At 55.2% G+C, this 15,182-nt stretch carries 16 protein-coding genes; 5 read left to right on the forward strand and 11 right to left on the reverse strand.

Annotation, left to right across the window (positions count from 1 at the left end; genetic code table 11):
• Positions 1-28: 28 nt before the first annotated feature.
• Positions 29-232: a twin-arginine translocase subunit TatE gene (gene tatE, locus IM282_RS17905; protein WP_022647424.1), complete on the reverse strand. Its 204-nt coding sequence runs from the start codon at positions 230-232 to the stop codon at positions 29-31.
• Between the two features lie 128 nt (positions 233-360).
• Positions 361-1,149 carry a deaminated glutathione amidase gene (locus IM282_RS17910; RefSeq protein WP_022647423.1) on the reverse strand — a complete coding sequence of 263 codons (789 nt, stop codon included), beginning with the start codon at positions 1,147-1,149 and terminating at the stop codon, positions 361-363.
• 67 nt (positions 1,150-1,216) lie between these two features.
• On the opposite strand from IM282_RS17910, the gene crcB reads away from it, so the two are divergent.
• Positions 1,217-1,600: a fluoride efflux transporter CrcB gene (gene crcB, locus IM282_RS17915; RefSeq protein WP_017382474.1), complete on the forward strand. Its 384-nt coding sequence runs from the start codon at positions 1,217-1,219 to the stop codon at positions 1,598-1,600.
• Positions 1,601-1,819: 219 nt separating this feature from the next.
• Here the strand turns inward: crcB and cspE are convergent, their stop codons facing one another.
• The 7 genes from cspE to IM282_RS17950 form a co-directional block, all read right to left on the reverse strand.
• Positions 1,820-2,029: a transcription antiterminator/RNA stability regulator CspE gene (gene cspE, locus IM282_RS17920; RefSeq protein ID WP_002439184.1), complete on the reverse strand. Its 210-nt coding sequence runs from the start codon at positions 2,027-2,029 to the stop codon at positions 1,820-1,822.
• A gap of 190 nt (positions 2,030-2,219) precedes the next feature.
• Positions 2,220-2,795 carry a lipid IV(A) palmitoyltransferase PagP gene (gene pagP / locus IM282_RS17925; protein WP_032621658.1) on the reverse strand — a complete coding sequence of 192 codons (576 nt, stop codon included), beginning with the start codon at positions 2,793-2,795 and terminating at the stop codon, positions 2,220-2,222.
• A gap of 161 nt (positions 2,796-2,956) precedes the next feature.
• Entirely contained in the window at positions 2,957-6,073 is a 3,117-nt protein-coding gene (locus IM282_RS17930; RefSeq protein ID WP_126292018.1) for an efflux RND transporter permease subunit, read from the reverse strand.
• Complete coding sequence (locus IM282_RS17935) at positions 6,070-7,269, reverse strand: efflux RND transporter periplasmic adaptor subunit (RefSeq protein ID WP_192970681.1); 1,200 nt, start codon at positions 7,267-7,269, stop codon at positions 6,070-6,072. The genes IM282_RS17930 and IM282_RS17935 overlap by 4 nt, the downstream gene beginning before the upstream one ends.
• The gene (locus IM282_RS17940; protein WP_022647419.1) at positions 7,266-8,522 is read right to left on the reverse strand and encodes a TolC family protein; all 1,257 of its coding nucleotides are present in this window, start codon (positions 8,520-8,522) and stop codon (positions 7,266-7,268) included. The genes IM282_RS17935 and IM282_RS17940 overlap by 4 nt, the downstream gene beginning before the upstream one ends.
• A gap of 11 nt (positions 8,523-8,533) precedes the next feature.
• Positions 8,534-8,827 carry a copper-binding protein gene (locus IM282_RS17945; RefSeq protein WP_023299583.1) on the reverse strand — a complete coding sequence of 98 codons (294 nt, stop codon included), beginning with the start codon at positions 8,825-8,827 and terminating at the stop codon, positions 8,534-8,536.
• A 53-nt stretch (positions 8,828-8,880) separates the two neighbouring features.
• A complete protein-coding gene (locus tag IM282_RS17950) occupies positions 8,881-9,282 on the reverse strand; it encodes a hypothetical protein (RefSeq protein ID WP_192970682.1) in 402 nt (133 codons plus the stop codon).
• A 342-nt stretch (positions 9,283-9,624) separates the two neighbouring features.
• On the opposite strand from IM282_RS17950, the gene dcuC reads away from it, so the two are divergent.
• Both dcuC and rna read left to right on the forward strand, forming a co-directional pair.
• Positions 9,625-10,992, forward strand: a complete 1,368-nt coding sequence (dcuC, locus tag IM282_RS17955) for an anaerobic C4-dicarboxylate transporter DcuC (protein WP_017382481.1) — start codon at positions 9,625-9,627, stop codon at positions 10,990-10,992.
• A gap of 94 nt (positions 10,993-11,086) precedes the next feature.
• The gene (gene rna, locus IM282_RS17960) at positions 11,087-11,896 is read left to right on the forward strand and encodes a ribonuclease I (protein ID WP_192970683.1); all 810 of its coding nucleotides are present in this window, start codon (positions 11,087-11,089) and stop codon (positions 11,894-11,896) included.
• Here rna and IM282_RS17965 read toward each other — a convergent pair.
• Entirely contained in the window at positions 11,890-12,516 is a 627-nt protein-coding gene (locus IM282_RS17965; protein WP_063146995.1) for a flavin reductase family protein, read from the reverse strand. The two genes, rna and IM282_RS17965, sit on opposite strands and share 7 nt — an antisense overlap.
• A gap of 262 nt (positions 12,517-12,778) precedes the next feature.
• Here IM282_RS17965 and rnk point away from each other — a divergent pair, with 262 nt between their 5' ends.
• A complete protein-coding gene (gene rnk, locus IM282_RS17970; protein ID WP_022647414.1) occupies positions 12,779-13,189 on the forward strand; it encodes a nucleoside diphosphate kinase regulator in 411 nt (136 codons plus the stop codon).
• A 139-nt stretch (positions 13,190-13,328) separates the two neighbouring features.
• Here rnk and IM282_RS17975 read toward each other — a convergent pair whose 3' ends face one another.
• Positions 13,329-14,567 carry a zinc-dependent alcohol dehydrogenase gene (locus tag IM282_RS17975; protein WP_015571156.1) on the reverse strand — a complete coding sequence of 413 codons (1,239 nt, stop codon included), beginning with the start codon at positions 14,565-14,567 and terminating at the stop codon, positions 13,329-13,331.
• A 179-nt stretch (positions 14,568-14,746) separates the two neighbouring features.
• Here IM282_RS17975 and uspG point away from each other — a divergent pair, with 179 nt between their 5' ends.
• Positions 14,747-15,175 carry a universal stress protein UspG gene (uspG, locus tag IM282_RS17980; RefSeq protein WP_046618911.1) on the forward strand — a complete coding sequence of 143 codons (429 nt, stop codon included), beginning with the start codon at positions 14,747-14,749 and terminating at the stop codon, positions 15,173-15,175.
• The last annotated feature ends 7 nt before the right edge of the window (positions 15,176-15,182 follow it).

Raw genomic sequence — 15,182 nt, forward strand, 5'->3', positions numbered from 1 at the left:
TTTTTATGCAAGCCTTGCAGCATTGCCATTACTCTTTGTGTGAAAGCTTCTGTGCTGCGATGTCATCTTCGGCACTTTTCTTCGCTGCCGCGTCGTCATCGTTCATTGCTTTCTTAAAGCCCTTAATGGCAGCACCCAGGTCTCCACCCAGCGTGCGTAACTTCTTGGTACCGAACAGCAGGACGACCAGTGCGGCAACCACCAGCAGTTTGGTAATACTAATCTCACCCATAAATACCTTCTTTACATGAAACAGGCTGCATTCAGCGCCAAAGAAACCTGAACGTATTAACGGTCATCAGGCGCGCGCACACAATAGCAATCTGTAACAAGGTGAATCAAGCATTGTTGAAAAAAACATCATATTAATTGCGGTGGCGCAAACCTGCGGTTGCGCAGAACAGGTAATTGCTGACGCGCAAGCGTTATTCGTGCTGACGTTATCTCCGTCAGCAGTAAAGCAGGCGCTTCCGCCGCCGCGGCTACGGTCACTCCCAGCGGATCGACAACCCTGCTCTGTCCAATATTTTTATTGCCACATTCACCCGCAGCCACTACATAGCAGGTGGTGTCCAGCGCGCGTGCGGCCAGTAGCGTTACCCAGTGATGCTCCTTAAGCGGTCCTCTGACCCACGCGGCGGGCAGAACCAGCACCTCGGCCCCCTGTAGTGCCAGGTTCAGCGCCAGCTCCGGAAAACGGATATCGTAGCAGGTCATCAGGCCAACCTTAAAACCCTCCACCTCAATCAGCGGCGGAATTACACTCCCCGGATCGACCAGTCGCGACTCCTGGACGCTGAACGCATCATACAGATGAAGTTTGGCGTAGCTTGCGACAATAGCGCCTTCACGTATCGCCACCAGCGTGTTCACCGCCCGCCCCGGCGTGGAGGGAACATGGATAGTCAAAATGGTGGTGAGCGCGTTACCGACGCTTTCGGCCAGCAGTCGTTTCAGAAACGCCCCTTCCAGCATTTGCGCAGACTTTACCGACAGGTCCGGATCGCCATCATCGCGCGCCAGTAACGCTTCAGGAAGCACCAGCAGCGCCGCCCCTTTTTGCTTCGCCTGGTTCATCAGGGAGATGCACTTGTCCGCGTTTTCATTCCAGTCCGGCGTCACCGCAAACTGCCCTACTGCAACATACATAATTGTCTCCCGGTTAAAAACAGCGTTACACTCGACGCACTTACACAGCAAATAGCAGGTATTGACAGTGTTACAACTACTTATAGCCGTTTTTATTGGTGGGGGCACGGGTAGCGTTGCGCGCTGGCTCTTAAGCATGCGGTTTAACCCGCTGCATCAGGCCATTCCGATGGGGACACTGGCGGCAAACCTGATCGGGGCATTTATTATCGGGATGGGGCTGGCGTGGTTTAATCGCATGACCAACATCGACCCTATGTGGAAGGTACTGATTACGACCGGTTTCTGCGGCGGTTTAACGACGTTTTCTACCTTCTCTGCGGAGGTGGTGTTTCTGTTTCAGGAAGGCCGGATGGGCTGGGCGCTGACGAACATTGCTGTTAACATGCTTGGCTCGTTTGCGATGACTGCGATCGCATTCTGGTTATTTTCCTCCGCCAGCGGACATTAAGCGCGACAACCTTAATGTTGGCTTAATTTTTGTCTGTCATTCTTGGCTCAATATTGAACGAGGGTGATAGCATGAGAGAGAATCTGTCAGGCGTGGGTATGGTATTGCTAAGCGTCGCGATCGTCGCCAGCTTTCTGAAGATCTATCTTTTTGGTTGATTCATAACGAAAAAAACCCGCTCATTGAGCGGGTTTTGAAATTCTTGCTGACGCGTCTGAATTACAGAGCGATTACGTTAGCAGCAGAAGGGCCTTTGGCACCGTTAGTGATTTCGAACTCTACGCGCTGACCTTCAGCCAGAGTTTTGAAACCATTAGACTGGATTGCAGAGAAGTGTACGAACACGTCTTTGCTGCCATCTTCAGGAGTAATGAAACCGAATCCTTTGGACTCATTAAACCACTTAACGTTACCTTTAATCTTAGACATCAAAATTACCTTTACATTAAAAAACGACACAAATGCTGTGTCGGGTATCAGTACAACAATTGTGAGGCGTTTTGTCCAGCGGATCTTTGATAAAAAGTGACAAAAGTCGCGTTAATTTTCGCTGTCCGATTTTTATCCTTTACATTTCAATGCCTGTGCGTTTTTTGGCCGATTTACCAGACAAATTCAGTTAAAACTGAAACCGCATCCAGGCAAAGTAAACGTTACCGTTGTTATACGTACCCGGTATGTAGGTCATCTGAAACGTTGCCGGACCATAGCCGATGGAGGCAAGCGGCAACAGTACCGGAACAGGAATGTATTTCCAGTTATCACGCGCCGTGAACCCTGCCGTATAGCCCAGCCCCAGACGGAAGTTGTCGTCTGATAACGGACGCCAGGTTTTTTCCCAGCCGTAGCCACCAATAGGCTCCCATTTATTGTAGGAGTCCTTAAACGCCATCAGGTACAGGCCATGCCAGTTACCTTTTTCATCCCAGCGAGACTGACCAAAACCAGCCCCCCACGGACGCTCGTTATAACGGTCTGTTTTTTCTTTATCGTAGGCAAAACGTGCATGCCACGTAATGGCCGGAATATAGAGATCGTAATGTTCAGGTTCGTTCCATGTTTGCGCAACGTTATCCGTGAAGGTGGTGAACCAGCTTTTATCCGCTGTATTGCTCTGTGCATTAACAGCAGACGCAAATGATAACTGCGCAATAATAAACAATAAAATCAGGGGGAATTTAATTCGTACAATCACAATGCCATTACCATATTTAGTATTCGGTGCAGACCTTAGCACAGAATACTTGAATGAACGCTTAACAGCATGGGTGTTATTCCTAATTACCATCCCGTTCCTGAGAATAGTCTGAGGATACATAAACTGCATGCCTGAATAAGCACATGCAGTTGACATTTTTAACGTTGATGTAACAATTTGTAGAGTGCGGGAATAACTAACATCGACAATAACGGTGCAGTAACCATGCCACCAATCATCGGTGCAGCAATACGTTGCATCACCTCCGAGCCACTCCCATTGCCCCACATGATGGGCAGCAGGCCCGCCATAATCGTGGCGACCGTCATCACCTTCGGACGCACGCGCAGCACGGCACCTTCGTGGATCGCCCGCAATAGCACCGTATTTCCCCCTTCTGGCTCAAGCCTGTGATATTTATCAAGCGCATGATTCAAATATAGAACCATAATTACGCCGAATTCTGCTGCCACCCCGGAAAGGGCGATAAAGCCAACGGCCCCCGCCACAGACAAATTATATTCAAGCAGCCATAATAACCACACCCCACCAATAAGCGCGAAAGGCAATGTCCCCATTATTATCAGGACATTTGATATCCGCCTGAAGGTTAACCATAAAAGGATGAATATAATCATCAGCGTGACAGGTAAGACTATTTTAAGCGTCGCGGTCGCCCGTTCCAGATATTCAAACTGCCCGGACCAGGAGAGAGATACGCCCTGCGGCAATACCACCTTCTCCTCCACCCGTTTTTGCATTTCATCTACGGCGGACTTCAGATCGCGCCCGCGTAAGTCCACGTAGATCCAGCTGGAAAGGCGCGCGTTTTCACTTTTTAGCATCGGTGGGCCTTCCGTCACGACGATATCGGCCAGTTCCCCCAGCGCCACCTGGCTACCGCTGGCGGTTACTACCGGCAACACCCGCAACGTGTCGACGTTATCACGCAAATCGCGGGGATAACGCAGGTTGATGGGGTACCGCTCGCGTCCCTGGATCACCTCACCAATGTTATCGCCCCCGACCAGCGTGGAGACCAGGCTTTGCAGTTCATCGACGGAAACGCCGTAGCGCGCGGCTTTTTGCCGGTCGATACGAATATCCACGTAGCGCCCGCCCTCCAGTCGCTCCGCCAGCGCCGAGGAGACGCCAGGAACGTCCTTCACCACCTGCTCAATCTGCCGGGCCACGCGCTCAATGTCGGCAATATTATTGCCGTTCACCTTAATGCCGACCGGGCTTTTGATCCCGGTTGCCAGCATGTCCAGACGGTTACGGACAGGGGGCACCCACACATTGGCAATGCCCGGCAGCGACACGGTTTTATCGAGCTCCTCCACCAGCTTTTGCGGCGTCATTCCAGGCCGCCACTGCTCGCGGGGCTTAAAGTGGATAGTTGTTTCCAGCATGGTTAATGGCGCGGGATCGGTTGCCGACTCCGCCCGACCAGCTTTGCCAAACACGCTCGCCACCTCCGGTACGCTTTTGATCAAGCGGTCCGTCTGCTGAAGCAGCCGCGATGCCTCGCGAGCAGAGATCCCCGGCAGCGTGGAGGGCATATAGAGTAAATCCCCTTCATCCAGCGGCGGCATAAACTCACTGCCCAGGCGGCTCAGCGGCCAGAGCGTGGCGATCAGCAGCAGACATGCCAGTGCCAGGGTCGTTTTCGGGAAGGTCAGTACCTTATCAAGCAGCGGCTCATACAGGCGGATCAGGAGGCGGTTTATCGGGTTTGCCTTCTCATCCGGGATTTTCCCGCGAATAAAGAAGCCCATTAGCACCGGCACCAGAGTGATCCCAAGCCCGGCGGCCACGGCCATCGACCAGGTTTTGGTGAACGCCAGCGGCGAGAACATTCGCCCCTCCTGCGCTTCCAGCGAAAATACCGGTATAAATGACAGCGTGATGATTAACAGGCTGCAAAACAGCGCCGGTCCCACTTCAACCGCCGCCTTTTCCGCCAGACGCCAGTACTCTCCCGACGCAGGCTCCTTGCCCGGATTATCATGCCGCCACTGCTCCAGCACCTTGTGCATGTTTTCAATCATGACAATTGCCGCATCCACCATCGCTCCGATGGCAATGGCGATCCCGCCGAGCGACATCATATTCGCGTTAATGCCCTGATAGTGCATCACCACAAAAGCCCCAAGGATCCCCAGCGGCAGAGAAACCATCGCCACCAGCGCGGAACGCAGGTGGAACAGGAACAGCGCGCACACCAGTACCACCACGGCAAACTCTTCGAGCAGCTTGTGCGTCAGCGTTTTGACCGACTCCTCAATCAGCGTGGAGCGATCGTAGACCGGAACAATCTCGACGCCCTGCGGCAGCGTTTTTTGCAGCTCGCTCAGTTTCGCTTTTACCGCGCGAAGGGTTTCCAGCGCGTTCTGCCCGTAGCGCATCACGATTACGCCGCCAGCAACCTCCCCTTCACCGTTAAGCTCCGCCACGCCCCGGCGGATCTCCGGGCCAATGCCAATGGTGGCGACATCTTTCAGCAGGACAGGTACGCCATCGCGGGTGGCGATCACCACATTGCGAAAATCCTCCAGCGAGCGCAAATAGCCCGTTGTCCGCACCATATACTCCGCTTCGCCCATCTCCAGCAGGGCGCCGCCGCTCTCTTTATTGGCGGCCTGCACCGCGCCGGATAGCTGGCTGTGGGTAATATTCAGCGCGCGCATTTTCGCCGGGTCCGCCACGATCTGATACTGACGCACCATTCCGCCAATGCTTGCCACTTCAGATACATTCGGTACCGTCTTAAGCTCGAACTTAAGCGTCCAGTCCTGAAGGGCCCGCAGATCTGCCAGGCTGTGTTTTCCACTAGGGTCGATCAGCGCATATTCGTAGATCCAGCCGACGCCCGTCGCATCCGGCCCCAGCGACACCTTCACACCCGGCGGAAACTGCGCCTGTACCTGGCTTAAATATTCCAGCACCCGGGATCGCGCCCAGTAGAGATCGGTGCCATCCTCAAACAGCACATACACATAAGCGTCACCAAACATTGAAAAACCGCGCACGGTTTTGGCACCCGGCACAGACAACATGGAGGTTGTCAGCGGCCAGGTCACCTGATCTTCAATCACCTGCGGCGCTTTCCCGGGGTAACTCGCTTTGATAATGACCTGCACATCAGACAGATCGGGCAACGCGTCCAGCGGCGCGCGCTGCACCGCCCACCAGCCCCAGCTGGCCATCATCAGCGCGGCCAGGATCACCAGCAGGCGGTTACGCAACGAGGCGCGAATCACAGCGGCAATCATGGCGTCACCTCCGGCATCACGCTACGCAGGCTGGCTTCGGAATCAATCAGGAATTGCCCGGACGTCACCACCTTATCGCCCTCTTGGACCCCGGACAGGATCGCCGTCCAGCCCTGCGCCGTCAGGCCGGTTTTCACCGTCACAGGCTGGAAATAACCGTCCCCGGTAGCCAGCAGCAGACGCGCAGACTCTCCGCTGTTAATCACCGCTTCTTCCGGCACCGCCAGCACCGGCGGGCCTTTCAGCTCTTCCGCACGGCTGACGGAGAGGTACATGCCCGGCTTCAGCTTATGTGCGGAATTTTCCAGCACGATACGGGCTTTCAGGGTTCGCGTGGCCGCCTCCATCTGCGGCAGCAATTCGCTGACCGTACCGTGGAACTGCTCCCCCGGCCAGCTTTCTGAGGTTGCTACCACCTTGCTGCCCACCGCCAGAGACTGCGCCTGCGTTTGCGGGTAGTCGACCACCAGCCAGACCGGATCGAGGCTGGCGATCTCAAACAGCGGCGCCGTTGCGGTGATTTGCGCCCCTTCCCGCACGTCCAGCTTCACCACATAGCCCGCCCGGTCGGTGCGCAGAATGAGCGTGGTCTGCGGCTTACCGCTACGCTCCAGCAAACGAATGACCTCTTCTGGCATAAACTGCAACGCCAGCCGCTCGCGAGCGGCGCGGGTCAATGCGGCATCGCCAAGCTGACGAACCGCGAGATACTCCTGCTGGGCGGCGGTCCACTGCGGGATCCACAGTTGCGCCAGCGCCTCTCCGGCTTTTACCTGCTGCTGCGGCGCATTAACAAACAATTTTGACACCACGCCATTGGCCGGGGCTGACAACACCGAGACGTTACGTTCATCCGTTGCAACCGTGGCAAAGGCCGAGAACGGCGAAACCAGCTGGCGCATCTCAACGTTGGCGGTTTTCATCCCCAGGTTTTGCTGCTGTTGAGTGCTGATGGCCACGCCTGACGCCGCCTGCGCTTCATCGGCGTAGCGTGGGACCAGATCCATATCCATAAAGGGGGATTTACCCGGCTTATTGAAGCGCTGACCGGGCACCATGGGGTCGTACCAGTAAAGCACCTTGCGTTCTGATGGTTGTGAAGCCGCATCCGGCTGATGCGTCTGCTTCTGTCCGACAAAATAGCCGCCAACGGCAGCTATCGCGATGGCAATCGCCATTAACGTTGTTTTTTTCATTGCGCCAGCTCCTGCGGGATCAGCCAGTTCACGGCAGCCCAGGTTCGCGCCATTTCGCGCTCCGCCTGGTTCACCGCCAGTTCCGTATCCAGTACGCCACGACGCGCCTCCAGCAGGGCCGGAAGCGCCGACTGTCCAGAACGATATTGCGCCGTCAGCACCGCCAGCCGTTGTCGCTGCAACGGTAGTACCTCGTCCCGCTGACGCTGCCACACCGTTTGCGCAGCCTGATACTGCGCCACCAGCGTTTGCACCTGGGCAATGTGTTCGCGTTTGAGCAGCGTCAGTTGATCCACCGCCTGCATTGAGCGGGAAACATCGGCGGCGTAATCCTTGTCCTGACGTTTTGACTGGAACAAAGGCAGATCCACGCTGAACATCACGCCAGCCATATCGTCATAGCCTTCGGCGCGGTGGGCGTAATAGACCTCCACATCCACATCGGGTATCGCTGCCACGGCAGATTGCGCTGAACGCGCTTTCGCGGTCTCTGCTTCACGTCGCGCGGCCTCCACTTCCGGGTGTCTGGCAATCCCCTCCTGCAACGTTTTTTCATCGGCAGGAAGACGCTGATAGCGCGGCAGCGGACCGCGAACCGCCGTAATAGCGTGCCCTGTTAGCTCCAGCAGACGGCTTTGCGCCAGCTGCACATCCCGCTGCGCCAGCGTCTCTTTGTCGCGCATGGCGCTGAGGATCATTTGCAGGGCCAGTACGCTGTCCGGCGTTGCGCCTCCCGCCCCGACGCTCGCCTTCTGCACGCCCCGCTGGCGTTCCGTTTCACGGACCAGCGTTCTGGCCGTTTTCAGCGCCTGCTGTGCCAGCGCCAGATCCAGCCAGGCCTGGGCGGTATCACGCTGAAGCGCGGCACGTACGGCCTCGGATTTTGCCAGCACGCTTCGCGCCTGCGCCTGAAAAGTCTGTGCTTTACGTTCCCGCTTCTCTGAGCTGACGTAGCTTTGCATGATGCCAACCTTCTGCATGGTCATCCCTTCGCGCGTAAGCCGCCGATCGTTGCTGCCCTGTACCGGCACGTTTTCAATACCGAATTTCAGTTTTGGATCAGGTAATTGCGTGGCGGAATCCGCCATCGCATCCAGCGCCTGCGCTTCGTTACGGCTGGCGGAGAGTTCTGCCGAGTAGCGCTGGGCTTCGGTCAGGGTGTGTTCGAGCGTCCACGGCTCCGCCTGCGCGGCGGAGGTTAACAGGCCGAACAACACCCCACCGAGCCACAGACTCAGTGTGTGTTGTTTCATGGTGACCTCGCTTAGCGCGCTGGCGTCAGCGAGATAATCTGGAAACCGTCACCCGCACGCTCAAGCGTGAAGGTCACTTCATCCCCCGGTTTGGCGCCATTCAGCGTGGCGCCGGCAGATAAAGTAAACGGCATGGTCATCGCTGGCCATTTTAGTTCCGGTATGGCCTCGTGACGGAGCATGACGGCATTGTCAGAGATCGACTGAACCACGCCGCGGCCCTGCCAGGTCTGGTTTGCCTGAACGGTATAAGAAGCGAAAGAGATGGACGCGCCAACCAGCGCGGAAAGGAATAGGGTACGCATGATAAAACTCCTGTTAAACGTTAAGTAAATAAAATCAACGAATTAACAGGTTTTTACTCCCGAAACCGGCAATAGCGGATCGTTGCCGGCGGCCCCACAGCAGGAGGGGTAATAGACCACGCAGAATGGCTTGCAGATGAACACTCTGGCGTCGTTAAGGTCAGCGTCATGGCGGCAGGCAGCGCCACCAGATGCGGCTGGGCAGGTTCTTTTTGTACCTGATCCGGCACACAATGTTTTTCACACAGCGGTGAAGCACCGGCAGCATAATGCGGCCCCGGTTCCGCCATCATATCCATATGCTGGATGGTGGCCACCTCACCGCGCAAATCCATTGAACATTGATGGGAGGCGACGGCCACCTGACTCTGGATTAACAGCCAGCCAAACGCCAGCAAAAACATCAGCAGATGTTTTTTGATAAAGCGCAGGCGATACGTCCAGCTGGCGTGCATATTCAGATCGTCGGATAGGGTAAAAGTGAACCGAGTATAAGCAGGCAAAAGAATGAAAGAGAAGTGGTTTTAAAGAGATTTACGTTTTTAAATCGATTGTCGGCAAGCAATACTCAAAACCTTAACACTTCACCATCAATTTAATGACATATAATATCTATTCATCAGGTCAATAACGTCTTAATATAAATGACGCAGGGTTAGCAAAAATATCGTCATCATTGCCTTTAGTAGTCTCTTTCTTGATTTTAATCAGCAAGGACTGGCCATTTATTCGGCACATTTCAGGCTTCTTTTTTATTGATTATTTGTCTCTCGGGCAGCAAGGATACAGGGGAAATCATGCTTACTTTTCTCGAACTCCTCATTGGAGTCGTGGTCATTGTCGGTGTAGCACGCTACATCATTAAAGGTTACTCAGCCACCGGCGTGCTATTTGTCGGCGGCCTGACGCTGCTGATCATTAGCGCGCTAATGGGTCATCAGGTTTTACCCGCCAGCGAAGCCAGCACCGGATATACCGCTACCGATATTGTGGAATATATAAAAATTCTGCTGATGAGCCGCGGCGGCGACCTGGGCATGATGATCATGATGCTCTGCGGATTTGCTGCCTATATGACCCATATCGGCGCGAATGATATGGTGGTGAAGCTGGCTTCTAAACCGCTGCAATATATTAACTCCCCCTATCTGCTGATGGTCGCGGCTTATTTCCTGGCCTGTCTGATGTCATTAGCCGTTTCCTCAGCAACGGGCCTTGGCGTGCTGTTAATGGCGACGTTATTCCCGGTAATGGTTAACGTCGGGATCAGCCGTGGCGCAGCGGCGGCTATTTGCGCCTCTCCGGCGGCGATTATTCTCTCCCCTACTTCCGGTGACGTGGTGCTGGCTGCGAAAGCCGCGGAAATGTCGCTGATTGACTTCGCCTTCAAAACCACACTGCCAATCTCCATCACCGCTATTCTCGGCATGGGCGTGGCGCATTTCTTCTGGCAACGCTACCTCGATAAGAAAGAGAACGTCAGCCATGAGATGATGGACGTCAGTGAAATCACCACTACCGCCCCGGCGTTTTATTCCATCCTGCCCTTCACGCCGATTATTGGCGTGCTTATTTTTGACGGCAAATGGGGCCCTCAGCTGCACATCATAACTATCCTGGTGATCTGTATGCTGCTGGCGGCCATCCTGGAATTTGTTCGTGGCTTTAATACCCAGAAGGTGTTCACGGGTCTTGAAGTCGCCTTCCGCGGCATGGCGGATGCCTTCGCGGGCGTGGTGATGCTGCTGGTTGCCGCAGGGGTGTTTGCTCAGGGGCTGAGCACCATCGGCTTTATCCAGAGCCTGATCTCTATCGCCACCTCGTTCGGCTCGGCCAGCATTATCCTGATGCTGGTGCTGGTGGTACTGACCATGCTGGCGGCGATGACTACCGGCTCCGGTAACGCGCCGTTCTATGCGTTTGTTGAGATGATCCCTAAGCTGGCACACTCCTCCGGCATCAACCCGGCTTACCTGTCCATTCCGATGCTCCAGGCCTCCAACCTGGGTCGTACCATTTCTCCGGTATCGGGCGTGGTGGTTGCGGTGGCGGGAATGGCAAAAATCTCTCCGTTTGAAGTGGTAAAACGCACGTCAGTGCCGGTGCTGGTTGGCCTGATTATCGTTATTATCGCCACCGAAGTGCTGGTTCCCGGCGCTGCCTAAGCGAAATTCCTGCTTTCCAAAAAGCGCCTGCGGGCGCTTTTTGTGCTTTAATAACCCCCAGAAATTAATCGCGCCCAACCAATCAGGAAAGCAAATGTTCAGGAAGGATATCGTTATCCCGTCTGGCGCAGTAGCGCTTGCACTCTGTGTCTTCTCAATTCAGGCAGATCCGCTTAAGCCAACCCAGTACGGCGATTTCGATCGCTACGTTCTGGCGCTTTCCTGGCAAACGGGATTTTGCCAGAGTATGGTCGAACGCAACCGTGACGAACCGGAAGAGTGTCGCCTGCAAAAAGAGAGCAGCAACAAAACCGATTTTCTGACCGTCCACGGCTTATGGCCAGCGCTGCCGAAATCTATTGCCGCTCGCGGAGTGGATGAACGCCGCTGGATGCGCTTCGGCTGTGCCACTCGTCCGGTTCCGAATTTGCCGGAAGCAAAAGCCAGCCGCAAATGTGACGCCGCAGAGACCGGGCTATCGCTAACGGGCGCGGCGAAGCTGAACAGCGTGATGCCCGGCGCGGGCGGCAACTCCTGCCTTGAACGTTATGAATACGCGAAACACGGCGTCTGCTTTGGTTTTGATCCCGACGCTTACTTCGGCACCATGGTGCGCATGAACCAGGAAGTGAAAAATAGTGCGGTTGGGAAATTTCTGGCGGAAAACTATGGCAAGACCGTCCGCCGTAGCGATTTTGATGCAGCCGTGGCCAAAAGCTGGGGGAAACAGAACGTAAAAGCGTTCAAGCTTACCTGCCATGGCAATCCGGCTTATCTGACCGAGATGCAGATCTCGCTAAAATCCAGCACCATTAACAACTCGCTCTCAGCCAGCACCTTTGCGCCACAGCCGCATCCGGGCAACTGCGGCAAACAGTTTGTTATCGATAAAGCTGGTTACTGATTGTTCCTGCGCGCATCCGGGCGTACCAGATCGAAGCGATGGCTGTCGCTGATGCCGTAGTAGGCGGACGGTCCACCCGCACGCAGAATGGGCTGCGCTTTCGCGGTCTGGTAAATCCCCTCTTCCAGCAAACTCTCAGCGATATGGACGCCCACCACTTCGCCGAGCACCAGCCAGGTATCAATCGGTGTCCCATCCGCGCCGGTCAACTGAATGCACTGTGACAATCGACACTCGAAATTCACCGGGCTTTCCGCCACGCGCGGCGAGCGCACAAGCTGGCTGGCTACGGGCGTCAGGCCGGCAAAGGTAAATTCATCCTCGCCATGAGGGAGTGTGGCGGAGGTTTCATTCATCGCCTCAGCCAGATCGCGCGTTGCGAGGTTCCAGACAAACTCTTCCGTTTCGGTAATATTCCGCACGCTATCCTTCCAGCCGTTGCTGGAAAAACCAATGATCGGTGGGCGATAGTTAAAGCAGTTAAAGAAGCTGTACGGGGCAAGGTTCAGTTGACCGGCCTTATCACAGGATGAAATCCAGCCAATCGGACGTGGACCGATAATGGCGTTCAGCGGGTCGTGCGGCAGGCCGTGCCCCTGAGACGGTTGGTAAAAGTACATATCGCTCTCTCTACGCTGGGGCTGCAACGCGCATTGCCCGGTTTAAGTTTTACCAGCGTAACGAAATTTCCGTTAAGCGTGAATCGGGATGGCGGGTTTATTGCCAAAAATTCATATGGCGCACGAATGTGACCTTCATCACTTCAAACTTAGGGTTTCAGACAGTATCATCAGATAAGTTAAACCCTCGCTGCCAGACGGCGAGGGTTTTCTTTTGGATTGGTTTCTGCGTTACACGCAGCATTAACGACATGGAGTAAAAATGTCCAGACCTACGATTATCATCAATGAACTCGACGCAGAACGTATTGACCGACTGTTGGAGAAACCAGAATTCGCCTCGCTGCCGGTTGCCGATGCGCTGAACGAAGAGCTAGACCGGGCGCAAATGTGTACGCCTGAGACCATGCCGCATGATGTGGTCACCATGAACAGCCAGGTGAAGTTCCGCAACCTGACCACCGGGGAGGAACTCACCCGTACGCTGGTCTATCCGGCGCAGATGACCGACAGCAGCATGCAGCTTTCGGTGCTGGCACCCGTGGGCGCTGCGCTGCTTGGACTGCGCACGGGCGATACTATCCACTGGGAACTCCCGGGCGGCGCCTCAGCCCATCTGGAAGTGCTTGAGCTGCTCTACCAGCCCGAAGCCGCTGGCGATTACCTGCGTTAATCCCTTCTGAACAAGCGACCCCGCTTTGCACAGAGGATGCACCTGCATCCTCTTTCCGCAAATTCACCCGATTGTCTTATATCGGACAAAAACCGCTTAATCCATGTTTACTCTGTCGTAGTGCCGTGGGGACGAAACCTCACACAACGCCGCCGGGGAAGGCATTCACCAGTCCCTTCACTTTCTGCTGCGCTGCCTCCGGGGTGTCTGCGCCAGGCACCAGGATCACCTTGCGGCACTCCTCCTCCCGTTTTTCGAAGATCTTATAGGCGCGCTCCGCATCAGCCAGCGGAAGATAGTGGGTCACAATATCTTCCGGTGTAAGCAACCCTTTTTCGATAAGCGGCAGCAGCTCTCCCAGCCAGGCGTGGACGTGCGTCTGCCCCATCTTAAAGCTCAGCCCTTTATCGAAGGCATCGCCAAACAGGAAGCCATGGATGAAACCGGCGTACACGCCCGGCACGCTGACCACGCCGCCGCGTCGCACCGCAGCAATGCACTGGCGCAGGGCTTTGCCGCTGCTGCCTTCAATTTTCAGGTTACTGAGGATCGTTTCCGTCGTGCTGCCTTTGGCCTCAAACCCGACGGCATCAATCACCGCATCCACCCCGCGCTGCCCGGCCGTTTGCTCAATGATTTTCTCCGCCGCGTCGTTATCATCATCAAAGTTAATCGGGATCGCGCCGTAGCGCTCCTGGGCAAACCGCAGTCGATAGGGATGATGGTCAACCACAAAAATCTGCTCTGCGCCGAGAAGCCGCGCGCAGGCAATGGTCAGTAACCCCACCGGCCCGGCCCCGAATACGGCGACGCTGGAGCCTTTCTGGATCTGCGCATTTTTCGCCGCCTGCCAGGCGGTAGGCAGAATATCTGACAGGAAAAGCGCTTTGTCGTCTGACAGCAGCTGAGGCACTTTAAACGGCCCCACGTTGCCTTTCGGCACGCGCACATACTCCGCCTGTCCGCCCGGCACGCCGCCGTAAAGATGGCTGTAGCCAAACAGCGCGGCAGGGGCGGGAATTTGCTTTTTGTTCAGCGCCGCGCCCTGCCCGCGGTTCGTGTTTTCGCAGGCCGCGTACTGTTGCATCTGGCAAAAGAAACAGTCACCGCAGGCAATCACAAATGGGATCACCACCCGGTCACCTTTCTGCACGTTCTTCACTTCGCTCCCGCACTCCACCACCTCGCCCATAAATTCATGACCAAAGATATCGCCGTGCTGGACCTTGGGAATTTTTCCGCGATAAAGATGCAAATCAGAACCACAGATCGCCGTGGCCGTTACGCGCAGGATGATATCGTCAGGCTGTTCGATGCCCGGATCGGGGACATTATCGACCCGAACATGATGTGGACCGTGATAGGTGAGAGCTTTCATGCAACCTCCGAAAGGGTGTGGGTAAGCTTATAAAAGGGTAGCTACCTCTCGGGATCTGCCCCGGAATCCGGCTGTTTTGAGATTTATCCTGGCGAGATAAAAGTGCTGTCGGGATTACAGAAACCATTTATATTTTGTGGTTGAATGATTGCAGCGTTTATAAACAAGGAGAAACGGGTATGTATCAAACAATCATTATGCCGGTTGATGTTTTCGAAATGGAACTGAGTGATAAAGCTGTACGTCATGCGGAATTTCTCGCGCAGCAGGACGGAGTTATTCATCTTCTGCATGTTTTACCGGGCACTGCCAGCCTGAGCCTGCATCGTTTCGCTGCTGATGTGCGTCGTTTTGAAGAGCATTTACAGCATGAAGCCGAGACGCGCCTGCAAACCATGGTCGGGCACTTCAGCATCGATCCTTCCCGCATAAAAACCCACGTCCGGTTCGGTAGCGTGCGTGACGCCGTTAATGAACTGGCCGCGGAGCTGAACGCAGACGTGGTGGTGATTGGTTCGCGCAACCCGTCTATTACCACGCACCTGCTGGGGTCGAACGCCTCCAGCGTGATCCGCCACACCCACATTCCGGTGATGGTCGTCAGATAAAAAAAGA

Origin of the sequence: Enterobacter cloacae complex sp. P29RS (genome assembly GCF_014893445.1) — a bacterium.
GTDB classification, from domain to species: domain Bacteria; phylum Pseudomonadota; class Gammaproteobacteria; order Enterobacterales; family Enterobacteriaceae; genus Enterobacter; species Enterobacter intestinihominis.